The following is a 25,209-nucleotide window of genomic DNA, read 5'->3' on the forward strand; positions in this document are numbered from 1 at the left end:
CCCCGCACACCGTATCTCCGATCATCACCTCCCACCCGAAAGGCCTGAATCCTCATGGCTGACAAGAAAGTCTTCGTCTACGGAGCATCCGGATACACCGGGCGGCTCATCTGCGAGTACCTGCGCGAGTTCAATGTCCCCTTCGTCGCCGCCGGCCGCAACGAGGAGAAGCTGACCGAGTCGATGACCTCTCACGTGGCGGGCATCGAGACCGCCGACTACGAGGTGCGCACGGCCGAACACTCGGTGGAGGGACTCACCGAGCTGTTCTCCGACGCCTCGGTGGTGCTCAACACGGTCGGCCCGTTCAGCAAGTGGGGCGGGACGGTGGTAGAGGCGGCTCTGGCTGTGGGCGCGCACTACACCGACACCTCCGGTGAGCAGGACTGGCTGATCACCTGCGACGAGCAGTACGGGGCCGACTTCGCCGCCAAGGGCCTGCTGCTCAGTCCCGGAACGGCGCAGATGTACACCACCGGCGAGATCGCGGCCGAGCTCTGCCTGGAGAAGCCGGGCCTGGACACCCTCGACATCGCCGTGTTCTGGGGTGGCAGCCCGACCATTGCCTCCACCCAGACCATCCTGATCAATGCGGCCACCTCGGTCGCCAATCACCTGTTCCAGAACGCCTACGCCCCCTTCGACCCAACCCAGGGCCTGGTGCCGCTGGTCGTGCCCGGTCAGCACGAGCTGGCCCTGTCGCTCCCCTGGGGCGGCACCAGCCACCCGGTGTGGTTCCGGCATGACCCCCGCGTCGCCAACTGCAAGGCGCAGGGCGGCCTGTTCGACACCGCGCTGATGAACGGCGTGCCGCAGATCGTGGCGGCCGCCCTCGAGGCAACCAAGGACATGACCGAGGAGGACCGGGACGCGGCCCTCACGGCCACCGCCGCGCAGGTCATGGATCACATGCCGCCTCGCGAGAACCCGCGCATCAACAAGTCCCTCGACTCGGTCCATGCGTCCGGCCCGCTGGGCCGCGCACACTGCGTCATCTACGGCAACAGCAACTACAAGCAGACCGGCCTGCTGCAGGCCTACACCGCCTACTCACTGCTGCAGCAGCGGCCGCGACGCACCGGATTCGCGTCGGCCTGTCAGGCCTTCGGCCACCGTGAGCTGCTCGGCGTGATGCAATCGTTCGGTCTGGTCATGGAGCCCGTTCTCACGGTCGAGGGCTGACCCGATGCGGATCGTCGACTACCTCGACAAGGGCGCGTCGCTCCACCCTGACGCGGCCTGCCTCACCACTGATGGGTCCTCCCTGTCGTATGCGCAGGTGCAGTCCCTGTCACGGGCGATCGCCGCCGCGCTGGCCGCCCAGGGCGTCAGCGCGGGTGACAAGGTGGCGATCTTGTCATCGAACGATCCGGTCGCCTTCTCGTGTGTATTCGGCATCAGCCGAGCGGGCGCGGTCTGGTGCCCGATCAACCCACGCAACGAGGCGGCCGAGAACCGTGACCTGCTGGAACTGTCCGACTGCTCGGTGCTGATCTACCAGTCGGCGTATGCCCCACTGGTGGCGCGGATCCGAGCGGACCTGCCGCGGCTGCATACCTGGGTCTGCCTCGACGGGGCGGACGACGGGTCGCTTCGCTGGGACGACTTCATCGGCGGCGGCGTGGCCCATGCGAAGGAGGCGCCGACGGACCTGTCGGCGCCCGGGGACCTGGCGATGATCGCCGGGACCGGCGGCACGACCGGGCGCCCCAAGGGCGTGATCCTCAGCGGAACCAACCTGGAGACCATGACCGCCCTCACCCTGATGGGCTATCCCTTCCAGGGACGTCCGGTCTACCTGGCGCTCGCACCGCTCACCCATGCGGCCGGGGTGTTGTGCTTTCCGATCCTCTGCCTCGGCGGGGAGATCATCATCATGCGGGCGCCCGATGTCGACGGTTTCCTGAGCCTCGTCCCTGCGCACCGGGTGACCCACACGTTCCTCCCACCGACGCTGATCTACATGATCCTCGGCAATGAGCACCTGGACAGCACGGACCTGTCGTCGTTGCAATGCTTCTGGTATGGCGCCGCACCCATGTCGACCACCCGTCTGGAGGAGGCGCTGCGACGCATCGGGCCGGTGATGGCCCAGCTCTTCGGCCAGACCGAGGCCCCCATGATGGTGTCCATGATGCCGCCGGCCGACCACTTCCGCGCTGACGGCTCCATCGCCACCGAGCGCCTGTCCACCGCTGGCCGGCCCTCCCCCTTGGTGACGGTCGGCATCATGGACGACGACGGTCGACTCCTGGCCACCGGCGACCACGGCGAGATCGTGATCCGCTCCTCGCTGGTGACCCCCGGCTACTACAACAACGTGGAGGCCACTCGCGAGGCGTCCCGCTTCGGGTGGCACCACACCGGTGACATCGGCTTCCTCGACCGCGACGGCTTCTTGTCCATCGTCGACCGGGCCAAGGACATGATCATCACCGGTGGCTTCAACGTGTATTCCGCCGAGGTCGAGCAGGCGGTGATGCAGCACGCGGACGTGCAGGACTGCGCGGTGGTAGGGGTCCCCGACGACAAGTGGGGCGAACGGGTCGAGGCGGTCGTGCAGCCGCTGCCGGGCCGGACGCTCGACCCCACCGAGGTGATTGCCTTCGTCAAGGAGCGAATCGGGTCGGTCAAGGCGCCGAAGGCTATACACGTCTGGGCAGACCTGCCACGGTCGAAGGTCGGCAAGGTGGTCAAGCCGGACATCCGGGAGCGGCTGCGGAAGTAGCCTGCTCGCCGCCGGCGCAGGGTGCCGGCGGCGAGGGCGCACCAGGGCACGGACACAACATACGGCCGCAGAACCCTCCTTCTGCGACCGTATGAGTTCACTAATCTACTACTGCTTGTTGCGGACCCCGCGCTCGATCCGGTCACCGATGGCCTTGTCGATGCTGCGCCAGTAGTCGAATGCCCGCTGCAGCACCGGCTCGGTCACCCCGTCGAGCAGGTGACCGACCGTGTTGCTGACGAGCCGGTCCCGTGCCGCGTCATCTAGCACCTCGCGCACCAACGTGCCGGGCTGACCGAAGTCGTCGTCCTCGGCGTGCAGGGTGGCGGCGGTCCGCGCCAGGTCACCGTCCGTGTGCCAGCCGGCCGGCTCACCGAAGCGCGCGGTGTCTGCGCTCGGGCCACCCTTGGAGTTGGGTGCATAGACCGGGTCCGACACCGGGTGGATGCGCATGGCGCCGTCCTTGGAGTAGGACCGCACCGCCGCGTTCTTCGGGTAGTTGACCGGCAGCTCACGGTAGTTCGTGCCGATGCGGTGGCGGTGCGCATCCGCATACGAGAAGATCCGGGCGAGCAGCATCCGGTCCGGGCTCGGCCCGATGCCCGGCACCAGGTTGTTCGGTTCGAACGCCGCCTGCTCGATCTGGGCGTGATAGTCGGTCGGGTTGCGGTCCAAGGTCATCCGCCCGACCTCGATCAGCGGATAGTCCTTGTGCGAGATCGTCTTGGTCAGGTCGAAGGGGTTGAACCGGTAGTCCTTCGCCTCGTCGAACGGCATGACCTGCACGTGGAGCGTCCAGCTCGGGTGGTCGCCCTTGTCGATCGTGTCATAGAGATCCCGCGTGTGGTAGTCCCCGTCCTCACCGGCGAGCCGGTCGGCGTCCTCCTGCAGCAAGAACTCCACGCCCTGGTCGGTCTTGAAGTGGTACCTCACCCAGAACCGCTCACCGGCTGCATTGACCCACATGTAGGTGTGGCTCGAGTAGCCGTTCATGTGCCGCCAGCTGCGCGGGATCCCGCGGTCGCCCATCAGCCAGGTCACCTGGTGTGCGGACTCCGGTGACAGCGTCCAGAAGTCCCACTGCATGTCGTGGTCGCGCAGGTTCGTGTCCGCGCGCCGCTTCTGCGACCGGATGAAGTGCTGGAACTTCAGCGGATCGCGCATGAAGAAGACCGGCGTGTTGTTGCCGACCATGTCGTAGTTACCCTGCTCGGTGTAGAACTTCAGGGCGAAGCCGCGCGGGTCGCGCCAGGTGTCCGGACTGCCGCGCTCCCCCGCCACCGTCGAGAACCTCGCGAGCATCTCGGTCTTCTTGCCCGGCTGGAAGACGTCGGCCTTGGTGTATGCCGAGACATCACCGGTCACCTCGAAGTGGCCGAACGCTCCGCCGCCCTTGGCGTGTGGCTGCCGCTCCGGCACCCGCTCGCGGTTGAACTGCGCCATCTGCTCGATCAGGTAGGCATCGTGCAGCAGGATCGGGCCGTCCGGACCAACCGTCAAAGAGTGCTCATCGCTCTCCACCGGGATCCCGGCGTCCGTGGTCGTGAAGTTCTCGTTACTCATGCCACTCCTTCCGCAACCGAAGGGTTGACTTCAGCCGGTGATGTCGTCCTGCGTGACACCATGCCTGCAGGACAACTGGCTGCAGGTCCACCAACAGCGAAACACCCAATCTGGATTCAGTCAACAGGTCGGGTGTCCAGAAGATCTCGACAGCGCTGTCAGCCGTCCGGCCCGTGACCGCCGGCTCTGATCCGCATACGTGACCTCGAATCTTGGTAGGACACAAGGAAGGTCTCGCATTCCCGGAGCCGGCCGCAGTCGCATTTCATGGCCCACCCAGGGCTAACTCATAGGTAGGCAGGGCAATCTTTGCCGGATGAGTGACGCGTCGCCGTTGAGCGGCAACCAAACAGACGCTGCCGATCACGTCGCGCGTCAGCGGCCGCGGCCACGGCCACAGCCACGAAGGAGGCTCCGGCGCAGCCGATGCGCACGTTCGTCAGCACTGACCTGACGACACCGGTCGTCACCAGCTGGCGGTACGGCGCCCCAACCGATGGCCTCTTGGTGGTCGACCAGTTCGATGGCGGTTACTGTGGGCTCATCATGGACGACTCGGGCGAGCCGGTGCTGACGTTCTGGTCGGGCACGAGCAACTCCGGGATGGCGCCCCGGTCACGCGATGACCATGTTTGATGATCACTACTACGCGGCGAGCACGACTGACGGCTCCGGCGCCGGCGAGTCTCGAGGTCTGCGGTTCGTGCTCGATGAGTCGTCCAACACGGCGAAGCTGACTGCGCTGTACGCCTACGACCGGCACCGAGCGACCGCCATGGGGAATGTGCAGGCACTGGCAAACGGCAACTCACTCGTCCGGTGGGGTACCGTTCCGGCGATCACCGAGTTCGACTCGCAAGGCGGCAATGTCGACGTCTACCTGAGCTGGAACGGAGCCACCGAGGTTGCCTCGTTGCAGGTGCGATCCGGTGTGAGCTCGGCCGCCCTCGACGACGCCGTGACCGTGGCGCGGACCGGATTCGAGACCGCGGTTCAGATCGCACCCGCCAAGGTCTTCTCGGCGCAGGCCCCCGACAAGTTCGGCAAGACCCTCGGCAACACACCAACCACCGACGCATGACCTCCTTCGTGATCACCCTGGACTCGCCGCTCGCCGCCGAAGAGTCGTGGCGGCGCGTCTTCGACCTGCGGCAGCACACGCGGATCATCCCACTGACAACGGTGCGCGGTGACGACCTCGATTCGGACCACCTACACGTAGGCAGCCGGTTCATCGGGCGGACCGGACTGGGGTTCCTGACTTTCGATGACCCGATGACGGTGGATGCCTGGAGTCCACCGAACCCCGACCGTGGTCGATGCACGTTGGTCAAGCACGGTCGCATCGTGCAAGGTCGCGTCCACGTGTCGATCGACAGAACGCCAGCGGGCTCACGGTTGAGCTGGGAGCAGGAACTCGGTCTTCCCATCCGCTGCTGGCACACCTTGCCAGGCCCGCTGTCCAGGCGGGCTATCGGTGGACGCTCCGGCGCCTCCTCCGTGACGCGCCCCGTCGGCCACCAACGGGATCGGACGATTCGGACTAAAAACACGTTTGAGAAACCCTCCGCTCGGTGGTTGACTGACGCCTCCACCTACCACAGGCAGGAGCGGAGCCACGACCACGTCATTCACCTCGGCTGGAATCGCCTACGACCGCAGCGGCCCTCGCGGCAGCAGTACGGTCGTGCTGCTGCACGCCGGTGTCGCAGACCGTCGCATGTGGGAGGCCCTTTGGACCGCGCTCACGGTCGATCTCGACGTCCTTCGGTTGGACCTGCGTGGATTCGGTGAGTCGATCACGCGACCAGCGGGCCCGTTGTGCCAGGTGGACGACGTGCTGGACACGCTCGACGAGCTCGAGGTTCGGCACGCTCACCTCGTGGGCGCCTCGCTGGGAGCCGGCGTAGCGGTCGAGGTCGCGCTCACTCGTCCGGACCTGGTCAGCTCGCTCCTGCTCAGTGCGCCCGGCGGTTCGCTCATCGCCGACCTCACCCCCCACCTGTGTGCGTTCATCGCGGCCGAACGTTCGGCGCTCGATCAGGAGGATCTCGACGGTGCCGTGGAGGCGAACCTCACCTGGTGGGTCGACGGGCCCGGACGCCGTCTTGACAACGTGGACCCGCAGGTCCGAGACCTCGTCCGGCGTATGCAGCGCCGCGCCTTCGAAGTAACGGCCGACTGGGATGACCTGCCGGAGACAGAGCTCGATCCTCCACCGTTCGAACGACTCTCGGAGATCTCGGCGCCTACCCTCGTCCTGGTCGGCGCACTCGATCTCGATGCCATCCAGGACACCGCTCACCGAGTGAGCGATGGGATCCCTGATGCCCACCGCGTCGACTGGCCCGACACCGCGCACCTGCCGTCCATGGAACGCCCAGACGACTTCGTCGCGCTCGTCCGCGATCTGGTTGCCGTCGGATAGCGGGGCCTCGATACGGCTCGCGCCTCGCGCTCACCTACTCGACCACCGGGCGACGACTCGCGCCTCGCGCTCACCTACTCGACCACCGGCGGGGGCGGCTCGCGCTGCGCTTGACTACTCGAGGCTGAGCGGCACACAGTCGGAGCCGCAGCCGGTCGCGGACTCACCCTCGTGCTCGTGTGGCCGGTGCAGCACCGCACGGGTCGGCGTCACGATGATGCCGGGCTGATCGTCGGGTTGCGCGGTTCCGTTCACGATCAGCGAGTAGCCGTCAAAGTCGGCAGGCGGCCAGACCAGCGACACCTGGGGATGCGCCCCGATATTGCCGCGACTGCGCGACCCGACCGCGTCGATCTGCAGCACTCCGGCACTCAGTCGGGGCTGGACCGCGACAGCATGTGCCTCGCCGGCGTCCGTGACCGTCATCAGGTAGGCGAAGGCGTAGCCATCCATGGCGTCCGCCAGCTCAGTTCCCGGGACTCCGCTCATAACCTGATCGTAGGTCGCCGGGCCGGCGACGCGCAGGCCGTCACCGCAAACCTGCGGCGCCGGGTCGCCGAGGCCTCCGGCGGACGCGACAGGTGACGATGCTGGGCATAGGCTGCGGCCATGTCTGCGATCGAGTTCACCGAGCACCAGATCACCGCCCACGTGCCGGAGCTGACGAATCCGACGAACCGCATCGAGGTACCGCTCAGCATCCGCGTCGACCCGCTCACGGGTCATACGTCGCGAGTGATCACCGGCACCAAGCTGGCACCGAGCGAACGCCCCGATCTCTCGGCGCTCACTGCGGATCCGCCGTTCTGCCCGTTCTGCGCCGACAAGATCGAAGCCGCCACCGGCACCTTCCCCACCGAGATCTCGGCGGACGGCCGGATCCGTCGCGGAAACGCCGTCATCGTGCCCAACGTGATGGCCTACTCGGAGTTCTCTTCGGTTGGGCTCTACGACACCGAGCGCCACTTCCTCGACCTGCCCGACCTGACCGGGCAGCGCGTCGGCAATCTGTTGTCGGCATTCGTCGACTACACGACGGCGCTGCATCGGATCCGCCCGATGTGGTCCTCGGTCAACGCGAACTACCTGCCCCCGAGCGGCAGCTCGCTGATCCACCCGCATGCGCAGTCGGCCCACGACGATATCGGCACCACGCTGCATCGCACCCTGGTGGAGCGTTCCGGCGCGTGGCAGGGCGCGGGCGCCTACTGGGATGAGCTGATCGCCCGGGAGCGGGGCGGCCCGCGGTGGGTCGGCGAGCGGGGCCGCGTCGCCTTCCTGACGCCATTCTCCCCGATCGGCTTCCACGAGACCTGGGCGGTTGTGCCGGGCTGCCCGGACATCACCGACCTGACGGAGCAGGACTGCGCCGACCTCGGAGAGGGCCTCTCACGTGTCTTCGGGGCGTACTACGCGACGAAGCTCACCTCGTTCAACTGGGCGATGTACGGCGGCGGGCCAACCCCGTCCGACCGCTACAGCCTGCTGTTGCGCGTGGTGAGTCGCAGCAACGCCGAGCCGATGTACCGCAGCGACGTCACCTACTTCGAGAAGCTGCACAACGAGGCCATGATCGACCTGTCGCCCGAGGACTGGGCCACCACGCTGCGCGCCGACTTTCCCTGACCGCGGCGACCGTTCCATCCCAGCCAGGGTATGCCGTCCGCCTCAGTGGCGGATCGACCCTGCCGGATCCTCGTCCTCGTGGGTGATCCACATCGGATCGCCGTCGGTGCCAGGCTTCGGCACCTTGAGGGTGCGCCCATGCGACTCGTCGATCACATCGTGGCGGACTCCGGCATTGAGCAGCGCCACATGCACCTGCTCCAGGTCCCCGTCGTAGTCCAACGCCGAGTCCGCCGCAACGACACCATTGTCGGCGACGTGCACCAGCACTCGACCGAGGTCTGCATCCACGTCGATCGTGCGACCGTTGGTCTCGGTCAGCCGTTTGCGGCAACCCAGGGCGACAAGGTCCTCCGCGGTCCGCGCGACGTCCGTCGAGACCCACAACTGGTGCACGACGACCGCGGGATCCGCGGTGACCGGCACGTCCGGCTGCTCCGCCTGGTCGATGGTGAACTCCAGCCCGTCCCTGCCGGTCACCCGCACCGCACGCCCGTGATCCGCGTCCCCGACCTCGACCCGCAGACCGGACGGTGCCCGGCCTCGAGCCTGCACGGCATACGCCTCGAGGTCGGCGACCTCGAAGCCCAGTGCGGTCTGCCCCTCGAACACCCCGTCATACAAACGGTGCAGCGCCAGACGCCCGGATCCACCCTGCAGCAGGGTCCACCCGTCCGACCGCGACAACACCTGCATCCCGGCTGCCCGCAGGATCGTCAGGTAGGCGTCGGTGTGCGCCGTGTGCAGGATGGGTCGCACCTGCAGCGCTGCGCTCACATGCTGATCGTTCATTTCTCCTCCTTGAGATAGCGCCGCAGTGCACGCTCCACCAGGGCCGACAGCGAGATCTCGTCATCGACGGCGCGATGCTTGACGCTCCGGATCAGCTCGGGCGGCAGGTACACGTTGAACTGCGCCTTCGGGTCTTTGTGCGGCATACCCAGATGCTAGCAATCTATCTTGCTTGCATCAAGACGTCTCGTAAGCTGGTGTCATGGAGATCTGGATCAATCCACGCTGCAGCAAGTGCAACGCCGCGACCGCCGCGCTTGATGCCGCCGGTGTCGACTACACCGTGCGCCGCTACCTCGACGACCCGCCGAGCAGGACCGAGCTGGATGAGGTGCTGGACCGCCTCGGCCTCGACCCCTGGGACATCACGCGCATCAGCGAGCCTGTCGCGAAGGAGATCGGCCTGCCGACACTCCCCCGGGATCTCGCACACCGCGACGAGTGGGTCACCGCGCTGGCCGCGCACCCCGTGCTGATCCAGCGGCCCATCATCACCGCAGACGACGGCACGACCGTGATCGGGCGCGACCCTGCCTCCCTCGACAAGGTCATCGGCTGATCCGGCCAGCCTCGGACGATCGGAGGCGGGCGTTCGAGCTCAGCCTGCCCCGCCTGCCAGGTGCTGCTCGAGGTCGCGGACCGCGGTGTCGAGCTCGCCGCGGATCTGTAGCACGAGCTCGGCATGGGCGCGCCGTAGGTCGGCGACGGTGACATCGCGGTTCTCCTTCGCGAGAGTGACCACAATGCTGCCGCCGGGCGACAGCGTTGCTTCTTCGATCTCGCCGATGTCGTCGGCGCCCTGGCTACGGCAGGCGGCGGCCACGTCACCTCGGCGCAGCCCCAGTCGGCGCAATGCGTTCGGGACGGGTTGACCATCTCGAACCAGCACGGTCGGTATGCCCTCGAACACGCGCTGCAGTCGGGGATAGCGGTTGGCGAGGCGGACCACGACGGCATTGAGGGCGACCAGCACCGCGGCGCCGAACAGGCCACCGCTGACACTGTTGTCGCTGCCGATGACGGCGTTCTGGACGACGTTGGACAGCAGCAACAGCACCACCAGGTCGAAGCTGTTGAGCTGTGCCAGGTCGCGCTTGCCGGCCAACCGCAGCAGCACGACCAGACCGCCATAGACCAGCACTGTGCGCAGCACCTTTTCGAGCAGCGGTATCTGCATCTGCCAGAGATCGTTCCAGATCACAGCATTCCTTCTTCCGGTCCACACGCGCCCAGAGTGTCGCCCACAACCCGTGGTGTTGATCGCGCCAAGGCACTCCGGCACGACGAGATCACGTCGGCCGTATCACTGAGTATCGACCTTCCCGATCGGCCGCCCTGACCGTCCGCGCACACGGAGCCGACACGGGACACCCGGCGAACAGCTTGCGCTTTCGCCCGTTTGAAATTGATTGATCATCACTCAACTTTATGGAATGTTTCTCGCTCAACTGCAGTTGGACAGGTCAAGAGGTCCGCACCAGGATCGCAAGCACCCGAGGAGCACAACATGAGCATGACCATGATCAACCAGCGCAGCGCCTTCCCCGAGTTCGACGCCCTCATCCGAGGCGCGTTCGGGCCGGGCACGGCACCCTCCACCACCGGCTTCACCCCGGCGGCCGAGGTGCGCCGCGACGGTGACGACGCCGTCGTGTCGCTGGAGGTGCCCGGCGTCGACATCGACCGGGACGTCACGGTGGAGGTCGACCGGTCGCGCCTGGTCGTCCGCGGCGAGCGCCGCCGTGAGGAGAAGGACGGGGGCGGCCTGCGCGAGATGCGCTACGGCTCGTTCCGCCGCAGCTTCTCGCTGCCGAGTCACGTGACGGCAGACGCTGTGAGCGCGACCTACGACGCCGGTCTGCTGCACATCCGCGTCACGGATGTCTACAAGGGCACCGAGCCGCAGAAGATCAGCATCGCCTCGACCGCGCCGACCGCCGCCCCGGTGCAGGCCACCGACGGCGAGCAGTCCGAGCAGGAGTAGTCACAGCGGCGTGGGGCTGCCGTGGAATCGCGCGCAATAGGCAACGCAACCACTGCAGCCCCCGCACGCCACCGACCCCTGCCGTGGAATCGCGCGCAATAGCCAACGCAACCACTGCAGCCCCCGCACGCCACCGACCCCTGCAGTGGAATCGCGCGCAATAGCCAACGCAAGCGCTGCAGCCCCCCGAGCGCGGGTGCTTACAGCGAGCGCAGCGCCTCCGCGATCGGCGCCGAGCCGTTGTTGAACTCGATCGTCTTGTCCAGCAATGCGTCCGAGCTGCCATCAACCAGCTGCACAACCTCGGCGATCACCGCGGCGACGTCCTGCCTGGTCACTTCGGACTTGTCGTCGCCCACAGTGCCCGTCGCACCGGGAATCTCGATCCTGCCGGTGCCGACATCATCGGTGAGCCGACTGGGTCCAAGGATCGTGTAGGCCTGGCCGGACCCGGCGAGGTGCTCGTCCGCGGCCGCCTTCGCCTCGGCATACGCGAAGAATGCGTCATCCTGCGGCACACCGTGGTCCGTGGAGGCGCCGAAGTAGGAGACCATCACGTAGCGGCCGACGTGCGCCTTGACGGCGGCCTGCATCGAGCGGATCGCCGCATCCCGGTCCACGGCATAGGTGCGCGCGGCACTGCCGCCGCCCGCGCCGGCCGCCCACACGAGGACGTCGCAGCCGTCCAACGCAGCGGTCATCGCCGCCACGTCGGCCTGCTCCACATCCACCAGCACGGCGGTGGCGCCGGCCCGTTGCACGTCGTCGGTCTGGCTGTCCGAGCGGATCCACGCGCTCACGTCATGGCCGGCCCGCACGAGCAGTGGGGTCAGCCGCAGCGCGATCTTGCCGTGTCCGCCGATGATGCTGATCTTTGCCATTTCCCCACCGTATGCCGTTCGGCTCGGCTGCGAGGCGGTGGACCGGCAAGGCGGTTATCCCCGCTGCGACAAGAACGTATGCAGGGCGTCCAGCCAGGCACGCGGGGCCTCAAGATGCAGGTCGTGTCCGGCCGCAGCCACAGTGATCGCGTGCACGTCCCGGCCACGGCGCAGCATCTCGTCGACCTCCGGGCCGCTCAACCGGCCTTCGGCGCCGCGCACCACGAGGGTCGGCGCGCTGACCCGCTCCCAGGCCTTCCACCAGGCGATTGCGTGCACCTGCGCCAGGGCCGCCTCCAGCACGTCGGCGTCCCACCGGGGCCAGAGCCCGTCGACCCGCACGTTCAGGCCGTCCGCCCACGCCCGAGCGACCCGGGGACTGCCGCCGAAGAACTCAGCAAACGCATCACGGTCCCCGAAGGGCACCGGCCAGCTGTGCAGCCAGCGCGCGACGGGAGCCGTGGCCTCGGGTCCGCCCCCGCCCACCCCGCCTTCGACGAGCACCAGCGACCGGATCAGGTCGGGCCGTTCGGCCGCGACGAGAAGCGCCGTATGTGCCCCCATCGACTGGCCGATGAGGTCCACCGGCCCGGCGCCGGACTCCTCGATGAGTGAGACGACGTCCTCGACGTAGGCCGCCCGCGTCACCGACGCGGGCCGGCGCGTCGACCGTCCGTGGCCGCGTTGATCCAGGGCCAGCACGCGATATCCCTGCGCACGCAGGTCGTCGAGGGTGCCCTTCCACTCCTCGACACAGCCGGCAAGTCCGTGCAGCAGCAGGGCCGTTCGCTCCCCGGCGCCCACCTCGGCATACGCCAGCTCCACCCCGTCGCGATGCATCGACCGCCAGTCCGACTCCTCCAGCACGCACCCATTGTGTCGACCCTGTCTCGCAGCCGATCGCGGGCCCTCGCATCGTGGTTGGGCCGGCGCCTCCATCCTGGCCGAGAAGCGAATTTCGTTCTAAGGTCATGGCATGAAGATGACCGATTCGCTCGAGAAGAGCTTCAACAAGCAGATCACCCTCGAATTCGAGGCGTCGATCGTCTATCGCCAGCTCGCGATCGAGATGGAGGACATGGACCTGCCAGGTATGGCGGCGTGGCTGCGCCACCAGGCGGACGAGGAGATCGTCCACGCGAACAAGTTCATCGACCACCTCAGCGACCGCGGCAACCACCCGGTCATCGGGAACGTCCCCGCCGCGAAGCTGAAGGTCACCTCGGTCCAGGACTGCTTTGCCAGCGCCCTGTCGCACGAGAGCCGGGTGTCCGAGGCGATCAGGGAGCTCTACCGCGAGGCCGACAGCGCCGGCGATCTGGACTCCCGTCCGCTGCTCACCTGGTTCCTGAGCGAGCAGGTCGAGGAGGAGGCCACGGTCGATGAGATCCTCGGTCGCATCAAGCTGATCGACAACGACGGGCCGGGTCTGCTGCGTCTCGACGACGAGATGGCCACTCGCCCTGTCGCCACCACCGAGAACACCGGCGGAGCCTGAACCCACCAGAACGGCCCGATGAAGCCGGATGGGGCAACTTGACGTGGTCGAACAAACGTTCGATCATGGATAGATGCTCCATCCGGCTTCAGCTACGGTCGCTGACCTGCACGACCTGATCGAGCGCCGCGACACCTCCCCGTCGACGGTGCGCCTGCCGGTGCACCCTGCCTTGGCCGACGCCTTTCCCACCGGGCTGGCAGCGGGCACCGTCTACTCCCTGACCGGCTCCACCACCCTTGCCCTCGCCCTGCTCGCCGGGCCGTCCCAAAACGGCTCCTGGTGCGCCATCGTCGGGCTGCCCGACCTGGGGGTCGAGGCAGCCGCCGGGTGGGGGGTCGATCTGGACCGGCTCATCCTGGTGCCCGATCCCGACGCGAACCAGTGGGTCGGCGCCGTGGCCGCCCTGGCCGAGATCACCGATGTCATCGTGGCGGCACCGAGCCGGATCACCCCGGGTGATCTCTCCCGACTCGCCGCGCGACTGCGGTCCCGGCAGACCACCTTGGTGGTGACCGGGCCCTGGCCCCGAGCGGCAACGGTGCAGGCGACCACCGTCGGCTGGGACGGGCTCGGGCAGGGTCACGGGTGCCTGCTGCGTCAGCACCTCCGCCTGGATATCACCGAACGCCACGAGCCGCGCAGCATCCACCTCACTCTTAATCCCCACCAAGCCACCCCACAAAGTTCTCCGCTCGCAGGCTCGCTCCAATACTTTGCGGGGACCCCGACAGTTCTCCCCCGTCCCTCCTCCAATACTTCGCGGGGACCCCAATGAAGACACCCCCGATGAAGACCTCAAGTCCTGCACCAGTCCGGGTGCTGCTGGTGTGGTGCCCGCAGTGGTCGATCCGCGCCGTCCGTGAGCAGGCCGCTCCGGGGGCCGCCCTCCTCCTGATCGCCAAGGGGATGGTGGTGGCCTGCTCCCCCGCGGCTGCGGCCGCCGGCGTCACCACCGGCCTACGAGTGCGGGAGGCTCAGCTGCGCTGCCCGGATGCCGCTGTGCTGCCACACGACCCGGCGGTGGAGTCACGCGAGTTCGAGCCTGTCCTTCGCGCGATCGAGGAGGTCGTGCCGGGCGTGCATACGATCCGCCCGGGGCTCGCAGCGGTCCGCGCGGGCGGTGCCCGCAGGTTCTACGGCAGCGAACATCTCGCTGCCCAGGCGATCCTGCACGGGGTCCAGGACCGCCTCGGCGGGGACCTCCGGGTCGCGGTGGCCGATGGCCTTTTCGCCGCGGAACAGGCCGCCTACACCACGACGGCCGAATCTCCTCTGGTCCTCGTCCACCCCGGTGCGTCACGCCGGTTTCTCGCCCAGCTGCCGGTCAGCACCCTTGAACGAGAAGTAGATTCGACCCGGATGCCCGGCCTGTTGCGTCGCATGGGCATTCGTAGGCTGAGCGAGCTGGCCGACCTACGCCGCGCCGAGGTCCATGCCCGATTCGGCCCCGATGGCCTACGCGCCCATCAGCTGGCCTCGGGCGAGGACGCACCCGTGCTCGACGTGCGCAGCGCACCGAAGGATCTCACCGTGCGTATCGACCTGGAGGACCACGTCACCCAGGTCGACCAGGTGACCGACCTGTGCATCGCCGGCGTCGACCGCTTTGTCCAGCACTTGATCGAGCAGGCCTTGCTGTGCCACGAGATTCGCGTGATCCTCGACCTCGAAAGCGGCGCCACAGACACCCGCGTGTGGCGCCATCCCTGGCACTTCAGCGCAGCCGACGTGCTGGACCGCGTGCGATGGCAGCTGCAGGACCTCGCCTCCGACGACGAACCGCTGACCCACGCAATCACCGGAGTGAGCGTCGTTCCGGAGTCGGTTGACCCCGCGCTTCATCACGCCACGGGATTGTGGGGCGACCGACCCGACGAGCATGTCGTGCAGGCCCTGACCGGACTGCAAAAGACCCTGGGTCGAGGCGGCGTGCTGACCTGCGCCGTGCGTGGTGGCCGACTGCTCGACGAACGCCGCGTCCTACGCCCGTGGGGTGATGCCCTCCCCACTCCACGAGAACGGCGCCTCGAGCAGCCCTGGCCGGGCAACCTGCCCGGCCCGCCGCCGGCCACCGTCTTCACGCGTGCCCGGCCGGTGTCGGTGCTCACCGAGATCGACCAGCCGGTCACGGTCTCCCCCCGCGGCGAGGTCTCCGGGGCACCGGCCTGGCTGCGGCTGCCCGAGGATCGACCGGATACCCGGCGCATCACCGCCTGGGCCGGTCCGTGGCCCGTGCAGCAGCGATGGTGGCAGGCCACCGGCCGCGGTCCGCTGGACCGCTTCCAACTGCTCGACGAGCGGGAGCAGGCCTGGTTGGTGCTGTCCGAGGCCGGCCACTGGTGGGCCGAGGCCCGCTATGACTAGACGACTCGACGCCACACCGCCCTGCGAACGATCAAAGGAGACCGCATGCGGCGAACCGCCGGGGTCCTCGCGAAGCCACCCCACGAAGTTCTCCGCTCGCGAGCTCGCTCCGATACTTCGCGGGGACCCCGATGGTTACCCCACGAAGTTCTCCGAAGGGTATGGCCGTGGGTTGGAGTAATCCCGCGATCCCGTGGTGGCAGCTGGAGCGTGCGCTCTCCACCGGGGCCAGGCCGGACGTGCGGCGGGCCTATCCCGCGGACGGCGGCGACGGCCCGGCCTTCTCCCGCAAGCGAGCGCCCTTCCATGCCGCCCGGATCGACCTCACCGAGGCCGGTCCGGCGGTCCCGTATGCCGAGCTGCACGCCCACTCGCACTACAGCTTCCTCGACGGTGCCTCCGCGCCGGAGGACCTGGCCACCGAGGCCGTTCGGCATCGGCTGCACGGCCTCGCCCTGACCGACCACAACGGCCTCTACGGCGCGGTGCGGATGGCCGAGGCCGCGCAGGAGTACGGCGGCCTGACCACCGTCTTCGGTGCCGAGCTGTCCCTCGGGCTGACCGAGCCGCAGACCGGCGTCGCCGACCCGGAGGGCACCCACCTGCTGGTCCTCGCCCGCCGACAGGAGGGCTACCGCCGACTGGCGGGTGCGCTGACCGACGGGCACCTGGCCGACGGCGCCGAGAAGGGACGCCCGGTCTACGACCTGGACGACCTCGCCGCCCGGGCCGCCGGCCACTGGATGGTGCTGACCGGGTGCCGCAAGGGCAGTGTCCGCCAGGCGCTGGAGGGCGGCGGCCCACAGGCCGCGACCCGCGAGGTCGAACGCCTGAAGGAGCTCTTCGGCCCGGACAACGTGCTGGTCGAGCTGACCGACCACGGTGACCCGACGGACAGCATCCGCAACGACCTGCTGGCATCGGTCGGGGCCACCACCGGCACACCCGTGGTGGCCACCAACGCGGTGCACTACGCCACCCCTGACCGTTTCCCCCTGTCGACCGCGCTGGCTGCCGTGCGCTCCAGGCGCAGCCTGGACGACCTGGAGGGTTGGCTGCCCGGCGCCCCGACCGCATACATCCGCAGCGGGGCCGAGATGGCGACCCGACTCGGCCGGTTCCCCGGTGCGGTCGAGCGCACCGTCGACATCGCCGACGACCTCGGCTTCGCCCTGCGCGCTGCCACCCCGCACCTGCCGCGGCAGGAGGTGCCCGCCGGGCATACCCCGATGAGCTGGCTGCGTGAGCTCACCTGGCGTGGCGCCGCAGTGCGCTATCCACAGCTGCCGCAGCAGACCCGTGCCCGTCTGGAGAAGGAGCTGCGGGTCATCGAGGCGAAGGACTTCGCCGGCTACTTCCTCATCGTCCATGACATCGTGCAGTTCTCGAAGAGTCGCGGGATCCTCTGCCAGGGAAGGGGATCGGCGGCGGCCTCCGCCGTCTGCTACGTTCTGGGCATCACCGTCATCGATCCCCTTTTCTACCGCCTGCCGTTCGAGCGGTTCCTCTCCGAGCTGCGCGCGGAGGCCCCCGACATCGACGTCGACTTCGACTCCGGCCGGCGGGAGGAGGTCATCCAGTACGTCTACTCTCGCTACGGTCGCCGCAACGCCGCACAGGTTGCCAACGTCATCACCTACCGGCCCAAGAACGCCTTGCGCGACATGGCAAAGGCGCTCGGTCACAGCCAGGGACAGCAGGATGCCTGGTCCCGGCAGGTCGAGCGGTGGGGCGCCGACATCAGCAGCCACGACCACGACATACCCCAGGAGGTCATCGACCTGGCAAGCCAGGTGCTGACCTTTCCCCGACACCTGGGCATCCACTCCGGGGGCATGGTCCTCACCGATCGGCCCGTCGGCGAGGTCTGCCCGATCGAACATGCCCGGATGACCGATCGCACTGTGCTGCAGTGGGACAAGGACGACTGCGCGTGGATGGGGCTGGTGAAGTTCGATCTGCTGGGGCTCGGGATGCTCTCGGCGATGCAGCAGACCTTCGACCTGGTGCACGACCGGCTCGGCGTCACCTGGCGGATCGAGACGATCCCCAAGGGCGAGCCCGGGGTCTACGACATGCTGTGCCGGGCCGACTCGATCGGTGTCTTCCAGGTCGAAAGTCGCGCCCAGATCGGCACCCTGCCCCGGCTGAAACCGCGCAGCTTCTATGACCTGGCGATCGAGATCGCACTGATCCGACCGGGACCCATCCAAGGTGGCGCAGTGCACCCCTACATCCGCCGCCGCTCCGGCGAGGAACCCGTCACCTATGTGCATCCACTGGTCGAGGACGTGCTCGCGCGCACTCTCGGGGTGCCGCTCTTCCAGGAGCAGCTGATGCAGATGGCCACGAGTGTCGGGTCCTGCAGCCCCGCCGACGCCGACCTGCTGCGCCGCGCCATGGGCTCCAAGCGGGGGGTCGAGCGCATCGACCGACTGCGCGACAAGCTGTATGCCGGGATGGCCGCGAACGGCATACCGCGGGACACCGCTGATGAGCTCTACGCCAAGATCGAGGCCTTCGCCAACTTCGGCTTCGCCGAGTCGCATGCGCTCAGCTTCGCCGTGCTGGTCTATGCCAGCTCCTGGCTCAAGCTGCACTACCCGGCCGCCTTCCTCGCCGGTCTGCTGCGCTCCCAGCCGATGGGCTTCTACTCGCCGCAGACCCTGGTGGGAGATGCCCGCCGCCACGGAGTCACGGTGCTGCCACCAGACCTGTCCCGCTCCCCCGCTCAGGCCGGCCTCGAGCCACTCGGTTCGACAGCGCATTCCGGTGGGCTGCCGGACTGCCTGCACGATCACCCTGAGGACCAGATCGGCCCCTTCGACCCCGGCCACCCCGACGACAGCGCGCAGCACCGCCGGGACAGCGCGTATGCCGTGCGGCTCGGACTGGCCGACATCACCTCCATCGGTGCCGACACTGCGACGCGGATCGTCACCGAGCGCGATCAGCACGGCCGCTACCGGGATGTGACCGACCTGGCCCGGCGCACTGCCTTGAGCACACAGGAGCTGGAGGCGCTTTCGACATCCGGAGCCCTCGACGGCATCGCCGGCTCACGCCGTGAGGCACTGTGGCAGTCGGGCGACGCCGCTCGGGTCCGGCCCGGCCAGCTGGACCTGCAGATGCCCTACCAGCCACCGCTGCTGCCACTGATGACATCCGGCGACGTGCTCGCCCACGACCTGCAGTCCACCGGGATCAGCACCCAGGACCACCCAATGCGCTACTCCCGGGCCGCGGTCACCGCGCAGGGCGCGCTGCCCATCGAGACCCTGCGCACCGCAGAGTCCGGACGGCGCATCCTGGTCGCCGGTGTGGTGACCCACCGGCAGCGGCCGGCAACCGCCGGCGGCATCACCTTCGTCAACCTCGAGGACGAGACCGGGCTGATCAACATCATCGTCAGTCGCGGTGTCTGGCACCGCTATCGCAAGATCGCCCGGTCCGCGCCGGCCATGGTGGTGCGCGGCATCGTCGAGCGCTCACCGGACAATGTCATCAATGTCCTCGCCGACCGCCTCGAACGACTGACGATCAACGTGCACACCCGGTCCCGTGACTTCCAGTGACACCTCACCGAGAGGCATACTTCACCTCTGAGGGGCATACCTCATTGGTATGCCCCTCAGTATTCTTGTATGCCTCTCGGCGGGAGGCAGTCAGCCGCGCGGGATGTTGCGGATGTTGGATCGCGCCATCGAAACGGCTTCTCCCGCACCGCCGTTCAGCACGATCTTGCTGATCGCGGTCGCAAAGCCGAACACCTGGTCCGAGCTGATCTTCGGCGGGATCGACAGGGCGTGCGGGTTCGTAACGATGTCGACCAGGGACGGTCCGTCGAAGGCCAGGGCGTCGGCCATCGCGCCTTCGAGCTGACGCGGATCGGTGACTCGCACGGCGTGCCAGCCCATGGCCTGCGCGATCGCGGCGTAGTCGGTCTCCGGCACATCCACCCCGAAGTCCGGCAGCTTGTCGACCAGCATCTCCAGCTTGACCATGCCGAGAGTGGAGTTGTTGAACAACGCGACCGTGATGGGCAGGTCGTAGGCCTTGACCGTCAGCATGTCGCCGAGCAGCATCGACAACCCGCCGTCACCGCATACCGACACCACCTGCCGGTCCGGGTAGGCGAGCTGGGCGCCGATCGCCTGTGGGAGCGCGTTGGCCATCGAACCGTGCAGGAAGGAACCGATCAGCCGGCGGGTGCCGAGCGGGTTGATGTAGCGCGCGGTCCACACGTTGCACATGCCGGTGTCGGCGGTGAAGATCGCGTCGGGTGCTGCGACGCCGTCGAGGATGGATGCCGCGAACTCCGGATGGATCGGCTTCTTCGTCTCGACGTTCTTGGTGTAGGCGCCGACCGCCTTGTTCATCAGCTTGTCGTGCTTCTTCATCGTGCGCTCGAGGAACTTGCGGTTCGCCTTGCGCTGCACCAGTGGGAGGAGAGCCTGCAGCGTAGGACGCACCTCGCCGTGGATCGGCAGGTCCACCTCGGTGCGCCGCCCCAGGACCTCCGGCCGGGCATCGACCTGCGCGGTGCGCACCTCGGGCAGGAACTGGTCATAGGGAAAGTCGGTGCCGAGCATGAGCAGCAGGTCCGCTCCCTCGATGCCATCGGCCGCCGCGCCGTAGCCGAGCAGTCCCGTCATCCCGACGTCATACGGATTGTCGTACTGGATGAAGTCCTTGCCGCGCAGCGAGTGACCGACCGGTGCGCCGATCAGCTCCGCGAGCTCGATCACCTTGTCGTGCGCACCCTTGACTCCGATGCCGGCAAAGATCGCGACCTTCTCTGCCTCGTTGATGGCGTCGGCGAGCGCACGGATCGTGTCGGTGTCGGGCACGATCTGCCCGGGCCGGACCGGTTGGTAGGCCCTCGGCTCACCGACCGCCGACTCGTCCGCGATGTCACCGGGCAGCGTGACCACGGCAACCCCGCGCAGGCCCAGCGCGTGCTTGATCGCACCGTGGATGACCCGTGGCGACTGCCCGGGGGTGCTGATCAGCTCGGAGTAGACGGAGCACTCGGTGAAGATCCGATCCGGATGCGTCTCCTGGAAGTAGTCCTGCCCGATCTGTGCACTGGGGATGTGGCTCGCGATCGCCAGCACGGGCGCGCCCGAGCGGTTCGCGTCATACAGTCCGTTGATCAGGTGCAGGTTGCCCGGGCCGCACGAGCCCGCGCATACTGCCAGCTCACCGGTGAGCTGCGCATCCGCGGACGCCGCGAACGCCGCCGTCTCCTCGTGACGCACGTGGACCCAGTCGATACCCCCGTGCTTCGAGCCGCCGGTCTTGCGAACCGCATCGACGATCGGATTCAGGCTGTCCCCGACAATGCCGTAGATGCGACGTACGCCCGCGTCCTGCAGCTGTTTCACGATCTGTTCGGCGAGTTTCATGCCACGTCCTTTGCTCGGCTCGAATCCGTGGCCCTTACGGTAGCCCGCCGCTCGCGCTCCACGTCACCATCACCCGATGCCGGCGGGGCGACCCGGGTGAAAGAATGCTCACCGTTCGACCGTCGCGCAAGGAGGATGATGACCGTCGCACCGACCCAACCGGCACCAGCCCGGTCCCGCCGATTGGCCGTGCTCATCGTGCTCGGCGGGCTGAGCGCATTCGGACCGTTGTCGATCGACATGTACCTGCCGTCGCTGCCCCGCATCACCGGCGACCTGTCGACCGGTGACACCCAGGTGCAGCTCACGCTCACCGGCTGCCTGGCCGGGCTGGCACTGGGTCAGGCGCTGGCCGGGCCGCTGTCCGACACCCTCGGGCGGCGGCGACCCCTCCTGATCAGCCTTGTCGGGTATGCCGTCGCATCCGTCCTGTGCGCGATCGCCCAGTCGGTCTACCTGCTGATCGCCATGCGGGTCCTGCAGGGACTGGCGGGAGCCGCGGGCATCGTCATCGCTCGTGCAGTGATCCGTGACCTGCGCGAGGGCCCTGCCCTGGCCCGACTCTTCGCCATGGTGATGATGGTCAACGGGATCGCGCCCATTCTCGCGCCGATCATCGGCGCCCAGGTGCTGCGATTCGGCTCGTGGCGCTGGGTGTTCATCATCCTCACGGTGCTGGGGGTGCTGCTGCTGGCGGCCGTGGTCGCCTGGCTGCCGGAGTCGCTACCCGTCGGTCGACGGCACGCCGGCAGCATCACGCACACGATGCGCACCTTCGGGCGCCTCTCCAAGGACCGCGCATTCGTGGGCTACCTGTTGTCAATCGGGCTCAGCTTCGGTGCGATGTTCGCCTACATCTCCGCGTCACCCTTCGTGCTGCAGGACATGCACGACCTCAGTCCCCAGCAGTTCAGCCTGGTCTTCGGCGCCAACGCGGTCGGCATCGTGGGCTGCTCGCAACTGAGCGGCCTCCTGGTCGGCCGGGTCCGCGCGGGGACGCTATTGCACCTCGGCGCGCTGCTCCAGTCCTGTGGTGGGGTCGGCGTGCTGCTGCTGATCTCGCGCGGCCCGCTCTGGGCAATCCTGGGTGCGCTGTTCGTCTCGGTCGCGACGATCGGGCTGATCCTGCCGAACGCGAGCGCCCTCGCCCTCGCCGAGCACGGTGCCCAGGCCGGCACGGCCTCCGCCATGCTCGGCACCTTCCAGTTCGCGGTCGGCGCCCTCGCTCCGGTGCTCATGCGGATCGGCGGGATGAGCCAGGACCTCGGGATGGGTGTCGTAATGGCCGCGCTGGCGCTCGGCTCGCTCGTGGCGTGCGTGACACTGACCCGTGGCCACACTGAGTTGTGCACTTTCGCTCCAAAGGCGCAGCTGTAGCTGCGCCCTTGGAGCGTAAGTGCACATCTGGGCGGGGGTGACTTGCCGTAGGTTGGAACCATGCCTCGATCCATCGCCACCAACACCCCGGCCGACCTGGACGCCCTGCTGGAGTTCGTGCGCCCACGCCACCGCATGCTGCTGGCCACCGTGCGCGCCGATGACCGCCCTCAGATGTCTCCGCTCAGCGGCGGGGTCGATGCGCAGGGCAGGATCGTCATGGCCACCTACCCGAGGCGCGCGAAGACGCGCAACGCCGAACGCATCCCGCACGTCTCCGTCGTGGTCCTGTCGGATGAGTGGAACGGCCCATGGGTGCAGGTCGATGGTGATGCGCAGGTGCTGCACATGCCGCATGCGGAGGACGCGCTCGTCGACTACTTCCGCAGCATCTCCGGCGAGCACCCGAACTGGCAGGAGTACCGCGAGGCCATGCGCGTGCAGGACAAGTCGCTCATCCGGATCACCCCGACCCGGTGGAGTCCGATCGCCACCGGTGGCTTCCCGGCGGAGGTTGCGGCCCGCCTGGATCGGGCCGATCAGTAGCAACCAGAACGCGGAATGCCGGCGTCAGTACGAGTCGTGGGCACAGCTCCCGCTCGAGGAGGACCCGCATACCTCGCCGTGACCAGAGGCCGGGACGTCGAGTGCAGGATTGCGATCGAAGAACCCGAAGGGGCGCAGGCTGAACCCTGCCTTGTCCGACGGCATGACCGGCCAGTCCTCCGGCCGGGTGATGTGGTGGATCCCGAAGACGTACCAGAGAACCACGTCGGTGTCCTCGATCGAGCGGTTCCGCGCGGTCCACGCCGGTAGGCCCTCATCCGTGACGCTCTGGTTGACGAACTCACCGCAGGGCCACCGCTCGGCGGGGTCATACGGCGTCACCCACAGCGTGTGCCCGATCACCTTGGCGCGCTGGAGCACTGGCGACGCCTCGTCGAACATCGCCGGGAAGGTCGACGTCGGCGAAAGGGTGTATGCCGTGGGCGCACCGAACGCGTTCGTCCGCTTCGTGCTGGCCACTCGCCAGGTTCGGCGCGTCGCCCAGTTGCCGTCCTGCTTGCCCTCGGACTCCGTGCGCAGCGGGGTCGAGCGCACCCGCAGCGCAAGGCCGCTCGGGTTGTCCGGCCCCATCGGCAACGGCTCGCAGTCGTCGGCGTAGACCGTGTTGGCCTCCCCGTCGACGTCCAGGTCGAGCCGCGCCACCAGGAAGTGCTGGTGGTATGGCGCGTAGGTGCGTTCCCCGACGAGCGTCCCGTGCTGCGTGCTGGCACCCTCGTCGAGATGGGACACCACCATGATGCCAGTGGCCCGCGCCTCGAAGTCGACCGTGCCGTCCTGGTAGATGCTCCAGTAGAGCAGGTACTCGTAGTTGGCAACGGTGACGTGCGAGGAGATCGTCAGCCGCCGGGATCGGCGCACCTCCGCGCCGGCCACCTCGTCCACGTGCTTCCACAGCACGCGGTCGTCCTCCTCGTGGATGCAGATCGCGTTCGGGATCACGCGGGGCCTGCCATGGCTGTCGTGCACGACCGCGTCGAGGTAGCGGATCTCGCCGAGGCAGTCGCAACCCAGAGAGAGCGAGGTGGTCATGAATCCGAGCCCCCACTCTCCGACGTCGAACGCCGTCCGCGCCTGGTGGTCGCTGGCCGGATCCCGATACGGGACAACCATCTCAGCGATCGACAGCCGGTGCGCGATCGGACGATCCCGCCCGTCTTCGGCGTAGCTCAGGGTGTGCAGCACCAGTCCCTCGCGGTAGTTGAACCCGACTCGCACGGACCATTTCTGCCACCGCAGCAGGTTCCCTTCGAGCGTGAATGACGGACCGTCGGGCTGGTTCACCTCCAGCGGGCGCACATCCGTGCGCTCGGTCTGACCCGGCACCAGGTCTGGAAGGTACTCTCCCATCACCTCGGGCGGCGGGCTCTGCGGGACGTTGTCATGGATCTCCAGCAGCTCCATCGCATTCAGGTCCACGACACAGTGCAGACCGTCGACCGGGTTGGCGTAGGGGTTGGAGCGGGGACTGGTCCGGAACCACGTGTCGGTCCACGCCACCCGCCGGCCCTGATACCGCTCCGGCACCAGGAAACCGCCGTAGGTCCACGCGTCCATGTAGACGAGGTCCAGGTCGGTGATCCCCCGGGCGTGCAGAGCCGCGACCACCTCCGGGTGCAGCCGCAGCATCTGGTCGCACTCGCTCGCCTCGTCCATCGTGATGTTTGCCTGGCGGCCAGGTTGCTCGTCGAATGAGCGCACCGCACCCCCGCCCGACAGCTCGACGATCGCGACGTAGGTTGCGCCGTCGCTGCGGTTGAAGCAAACCACTCGCGCGCTTCGTTGCCAGCCGGCTCGCGGATCCCACTCCCGCAGCTGCACCTTCGTCGGTTCAACCAGCTCGATTGACGCAAATCGCCAGCCCTCCCCCACTCCGCGACGTTCGCGGAGCACCGCGACCGCGAGCTCGATCTCCGCCTCGCTCAGTGGGTCGAGTGGATGCTCCGGTCCGTCACGGCTGGTCTCAGGCTTGTCCGACATCGGGATCTCCTGC

General features: G+C 67.9%; 23 protein-coding genes. 14 read left to right on the forward strand and 9 right to left on the reverse strand.

Annotated features, from left to right (window positions below; genetic code table 11):
- Nucleotides 1-54: 54 nt before the first annotated feature.
- Together FGL98_RS10985 and FGL98_RS10990 are read left to right on the forward strand one after the other, a co-directional pair.
- The gene (locus FGL98_RS10985) at nucleotides 55-1,182 is read left to right on the forward strand and encodes a DUF5938 domain-containing protein (protein ID WP_146316809.1); all 1,128 of its coding nucleotides are present in this window, start codon (nucleotides 55-57) and stop codon (nucleotides 1,180-1,182) included.
- A gap of 4 nt (nucleotides 1,183-1,186) precedes the next feature.
- The gene (locus tag FGL98_RS10990) at nucleotides 1,187-2,728 is read left to right on the forward strand and encodes an AMP-binding protein (RefSeq protein ID WP_146316810.1); all 1,542 of its coding nucleotides are present in this window, start codon (nucleotides 1,187-1,189) and stop codon (nucleotides 2,726-2,728) included.
- A 108-nt stretch (nucleotides 2,729-2,836) separates the two neighbouring features.
- Here the strand turns inward: FGL98_RS10990 and FGL98_RS10995 are convergent, their stop codons facing one another.
- The gene (locus tag FGL98_RS10995) at nucleotides 2,837-4,291 is read right to left on the reverse strand and encodes a catalase (protein WP_146316811.1); all 1,455 of its coding nucleotides are present in this window, start codon (nucleotides 4,289-4,291) and stop codon (nucleotides 2,837-2,839) included.
- 426 nt (nucleotides 4,292-4,717) lie between these two features.
- Here FGL98_RS10995 and FGL98_RS11000 point away from each other — a divergent pair, with 426 nt between their 5' ends.
- From FGL98_RS11000 to FGL98_RS11010, 3 genes are all read left to right on the forward strand, one after another.
- Complete coding sequence (locus tag FGL98_RS11000) at nucleotides 4,718-4,927, forward strand: hypothetical protein (protein ID WP_146316812.1); 210 nt, start codon at nucleotides 4,718-4,720, stop codon at nucleotides 4,925-4,927.
- Entirely contained in the window at nucleotides 4,914-5,372 is a 459-nt protein-coding gene (locus FGL98_RS11005; RefSeq protein ID WP_146316813.1) for an aryl-sulfate sulfotransferase, read from the forward strand. Before FGL98_RS11000 ends, FGL98_RS11005 begins: the two co-directional genes overlap by 14 nt.
- Before the next feature lie 606 nt (nucleotides 5,373-5,978).
- Nucleotides 5,979-6,719: an alpha/beta fold hydrolase gene (locus FGL98_RS11010; RefSeq protein ID WP_146316814.1), complete on the forward strand. Its 741-nt coding sequence runs from the start codon at nucleotides 5,979-5,981 to the stop codon at nucleotides 6,717-6,719.
- A gap of 114 nt (nucleotides 6,720-6,833) precedes the next feature.
- On the opposite strand, the gene FGL98_RS11015 is transcribed toward FGL98_RS11010, so the two are convergent.
- Nucleotides 6,834-7,208 carry a pyridoxamine 5'-phosphate oxidase family protein gene (locus FGL98_RS11015; RefSeq protein WP_146316815.1) on the reverse strand — a complete coding sequence of 125 codons (375 nt, stop codon included), beginning with the start codon at nucleotides 7,206-7,208 and terminating at the stop codon, nucleotides 6,834-6,836.
- A gap of 120 nt (nucleotides 7,209-7,328) precedes the next feature.
- Here FGL98_RS11015 and FGL98_RS11020 point away from each other — a divergent pair, with 120 nt between their 5' ends.
- Complete coding sequence (locus FGL98_RS11020; RefSeq protein WP_146316816.1) at nucleotides 7,329-8,345, forward strand: hypothetical protein; 1,017 nt, start codon at nucleotides 7,329-7,331, stop codon at nucleotides 8,343-8,345.
- A gap of 42 nt (nucleotides 8,346-8,387) precedes the next feature.
- Here the strand turns inward: FGL98_RS11020 and FGL98_RS11025 are convergent, their stop codons facing one another.
- Together FGL98_RS11025 and FGL98_RS11030 are read right to left on the reverse strand one after the other, a co-directional pair.
- A complete protein-coding gene (locus FGL98_RS11025) occupies nucleotides 8,388-9,137 on the reverse strand; it encodes a hypothetical protein (protein WP_146316817.1) in 750 nt (249 codons plus the stop codon).
- Nucleotides 9,134-9,283, reverse strand: a complete 150-nt coding sequence (locus FGL98_RS11030; RefSeq protein ID WP_146316818.1) for a ribbon-helix-helix domain-containing protein — start codon at nucleotides 9,281-9,283, stop codon at nucleotides 9,134-9,136. Before FGL98_RS11030 ends, FGL98_RS11025 begins: the two co-directional genes overlap by 4 nt.
- A gap of 56 nt (nucleotides 9,284-9,339) precedes the next feature.
- Between FGL98_RS11030 and FGL98_RS11035 the strand changes: the two genes are divergently transcribed.
- Nucleotides 9,340-9,696 carry an ArsC/Spx/MgsR family protein gene (locus tag FGL98_RS11035; protein WP_146316819.1) on the forward strand — a complete coding sequence of 119 codons (357 nt, stop codon included), beginning with the start codon at nucleotides 9,340-9,342 and terminating at the stop codon, nucleotides 9,694-9,696.
- 39 nt (nucleotides 9,697-9,735) lie between these two features.
- Here the strand turns inward: FGL98_RS11035 and FGL98_RS11040 are convergent, their stop codons facing one another.
- The gene (locus FGL98_RS11040) at nucleotides 9,736-10,338 is read right to left on the reverse strand and encodes a DUF421 domain-containing protein (RefSeq protein ID WP_222432116.1); all 603 of its coding nucleotides are present in this window, start codon (nucleotides 10,336-10,338) and stop codon (nucleotides 9,736-9,738) included.
- Between the two features lie 306 nt (nucleotides 10,339-10,644).
- Here FGL98_RS11040 and FGL98_RS11045 point away from each other — a divergent pair, with 306 nt between their 5' ends.
- On the forward strand, nucleotides 10,645-11,121 hold the full coding sequence (locus tag FGL98_RS11045; protein WP_146316820.1) for an Hsp20/alpha crystallin family protein: 477 nt from the start codon (nucleotides 10,645-10,647) through the stop codon (nucleotides 11,119-11,121).
- Between the two features lie 200 nt (nucleotides 11,122-11,321).
- Here FGL98_RS11045 and FGL98_RS11050 read toward each other — a convergent pair whose 3' ends face one another.
- Together FGL98_RS11050 and FGL98_RS11055 are read right to left on the reverse strand one after the other, a co-directional pair.
- Nucleotides 11,322-12,002, reverse strand: a complete 681-nt coding sequence (locus tag FGL98_RS11050; RefSeq protein ID WP_146316821.1) for an NAD(P)H-binding protein — start codon at nucleotides 12,000-12,002, stop codon at nucleotides 11,322-11,324.
- A 54-nt stretch (nucleotides 12,003-12,056) separates the two neighbouring features.
- Nucleotides 12,057-12,869, reverse strand: coding sequence for an alpha/beta fold hydrolase (locus tag FGL98_RS11055; RefSeq protein ID WP_222432117.1), 813 nt, complete (start codon nucleotides 12,867-12,869; stop codon nucleotides 12,057-12,059).
- Nucleotides 12,870-12,978: 109 nt separating this feature from the next.
- Here FGL98_RS11055 and FGL98_RS11060 point away from each other — a divergent pair, with 109 nt between their 5' ends.
- The 4 genes from FGL98_RS11060 to FGL98_RS11075 all read left to right on the forward strand — a co-directional run bounded on the left by FGL98_RS11060 (nucleotide 12,979) and on the right by FGL98_RS11075 (nucleotide 19,442).
- Complete coding sequence (locus FGL98_RS11060; RefSeq protein WP_146316823.1) at nucleotides 12,979-13,500, forward strand: ferritin; 522 nt, start codon at nucleotides 12,979-12,981, stop codon at nucleotides 13,498-13,500.
- A gap of 73 nt (nucleotides 13,501-13,573) precedes the next feature.
- A complete protein-coding gene (locus FGL98_RS11065; protein WP_146316824.1) occupies nucleotides 13,574-14,278 on the forward strand; it encodes a hypothetical protein in 705 nt (234 codons plus the stop codon).
- Between the two features lie 11 nt (nucleotides 14,279-14,289).
- Entirely contained in the window at nucleotides 14,290-15,867 is a 1,578-nt protein-coding gene (locus FGL98_RS11070) for a DNA polymerase Y family protein (RefSeq protein WP_186526105.1), read from the forward strand.
- Between the two features lie 167 nt (nucleotides 15,868-16,034).
- Nucleotides 16,035-19,442, forward strand: coding sequence for an error-prone DNA polymerase (locus tag FGL98_RS11075; RefSeq protein ID WP_146316852.1), 3,408 nt, complete (start codon nucleotides 16,035-16,037; stop codon nucleotides 19,440-19,442).
- A 90-nt stretch (nucleotides 19,443-19,532) separates the two neighbouring features.
- Here FGL98_RS11075 and FGL98_RS11080 read toward each other — a convergent pair whose 3' ends face one another.
- A complete protein-coding gene (locus FGL98_RS11080) occupies nucleotides 19,533-21,275 on the reverse strand; it encodes a pyruvate dehydrogenase (protein ID WP_146316826.1) in 1,743 nt (580 codons plus the stop codon).
- Between the two features lie 138 nt (nucleotides 21,276-21,413).
- Here FGL98_RS11080 and FGL98_RS11085 point away from each other — a divergent pair, with 138 nt between their 5' ends.
- Nucleotides 21,414-22,652, forward strand: coding sequence for a multidrug effflux MFS transporter (locus tag FGL98_RS11085; RefSeq protein ID WP_146316827.1), 1,239 nt, complete (start codon nucleotides 21,414-21,416; stop codon nucleotides 22,650-22,652).
- A 60-nt stretch (nucleotides 22,653-22,712) separates the two neighbouring features.
- Nucleotides 22,713-23,198: a PPOX class F420-dependent oxidoreductase gene (locus FGL98_RS11090; RefSeq protein WP_146316828.1), complete on the forward strand. Its 486-nt coding sequence runs from the start codon at nucleotides 22,713-22,715 to the stop codon at nucleotides 23,196-23,198.
- Nucleotides 23,199-23,222: 24 nt separating this feature from the next.
- Here FGL98_RS11090 and FGL98_RS11095 read toward each other — a convergent pair whose 3' ends face one another.
- Entirely contained in the window at nucleotides 23,223-25,196 is a 1,974-nt protein-coding gene (locus FGL98_RS11095; protein WP_146316829.1) for a primary-amine oxidase, read from the reverse strand.
- Nucleotides 25,197-25,209 lie beyond the last annotated feature (13 nt).

The organism is Leekyejoonella antrihumi, assembly GCF_007845645.1.
Taxonomy (GTDB): Bacteria; Actinomycetota; Actinomycetes; order Actinomycetales; family Dermatophilaceae; genus Leekyejoonella; species Leekyejoonella antrihumi.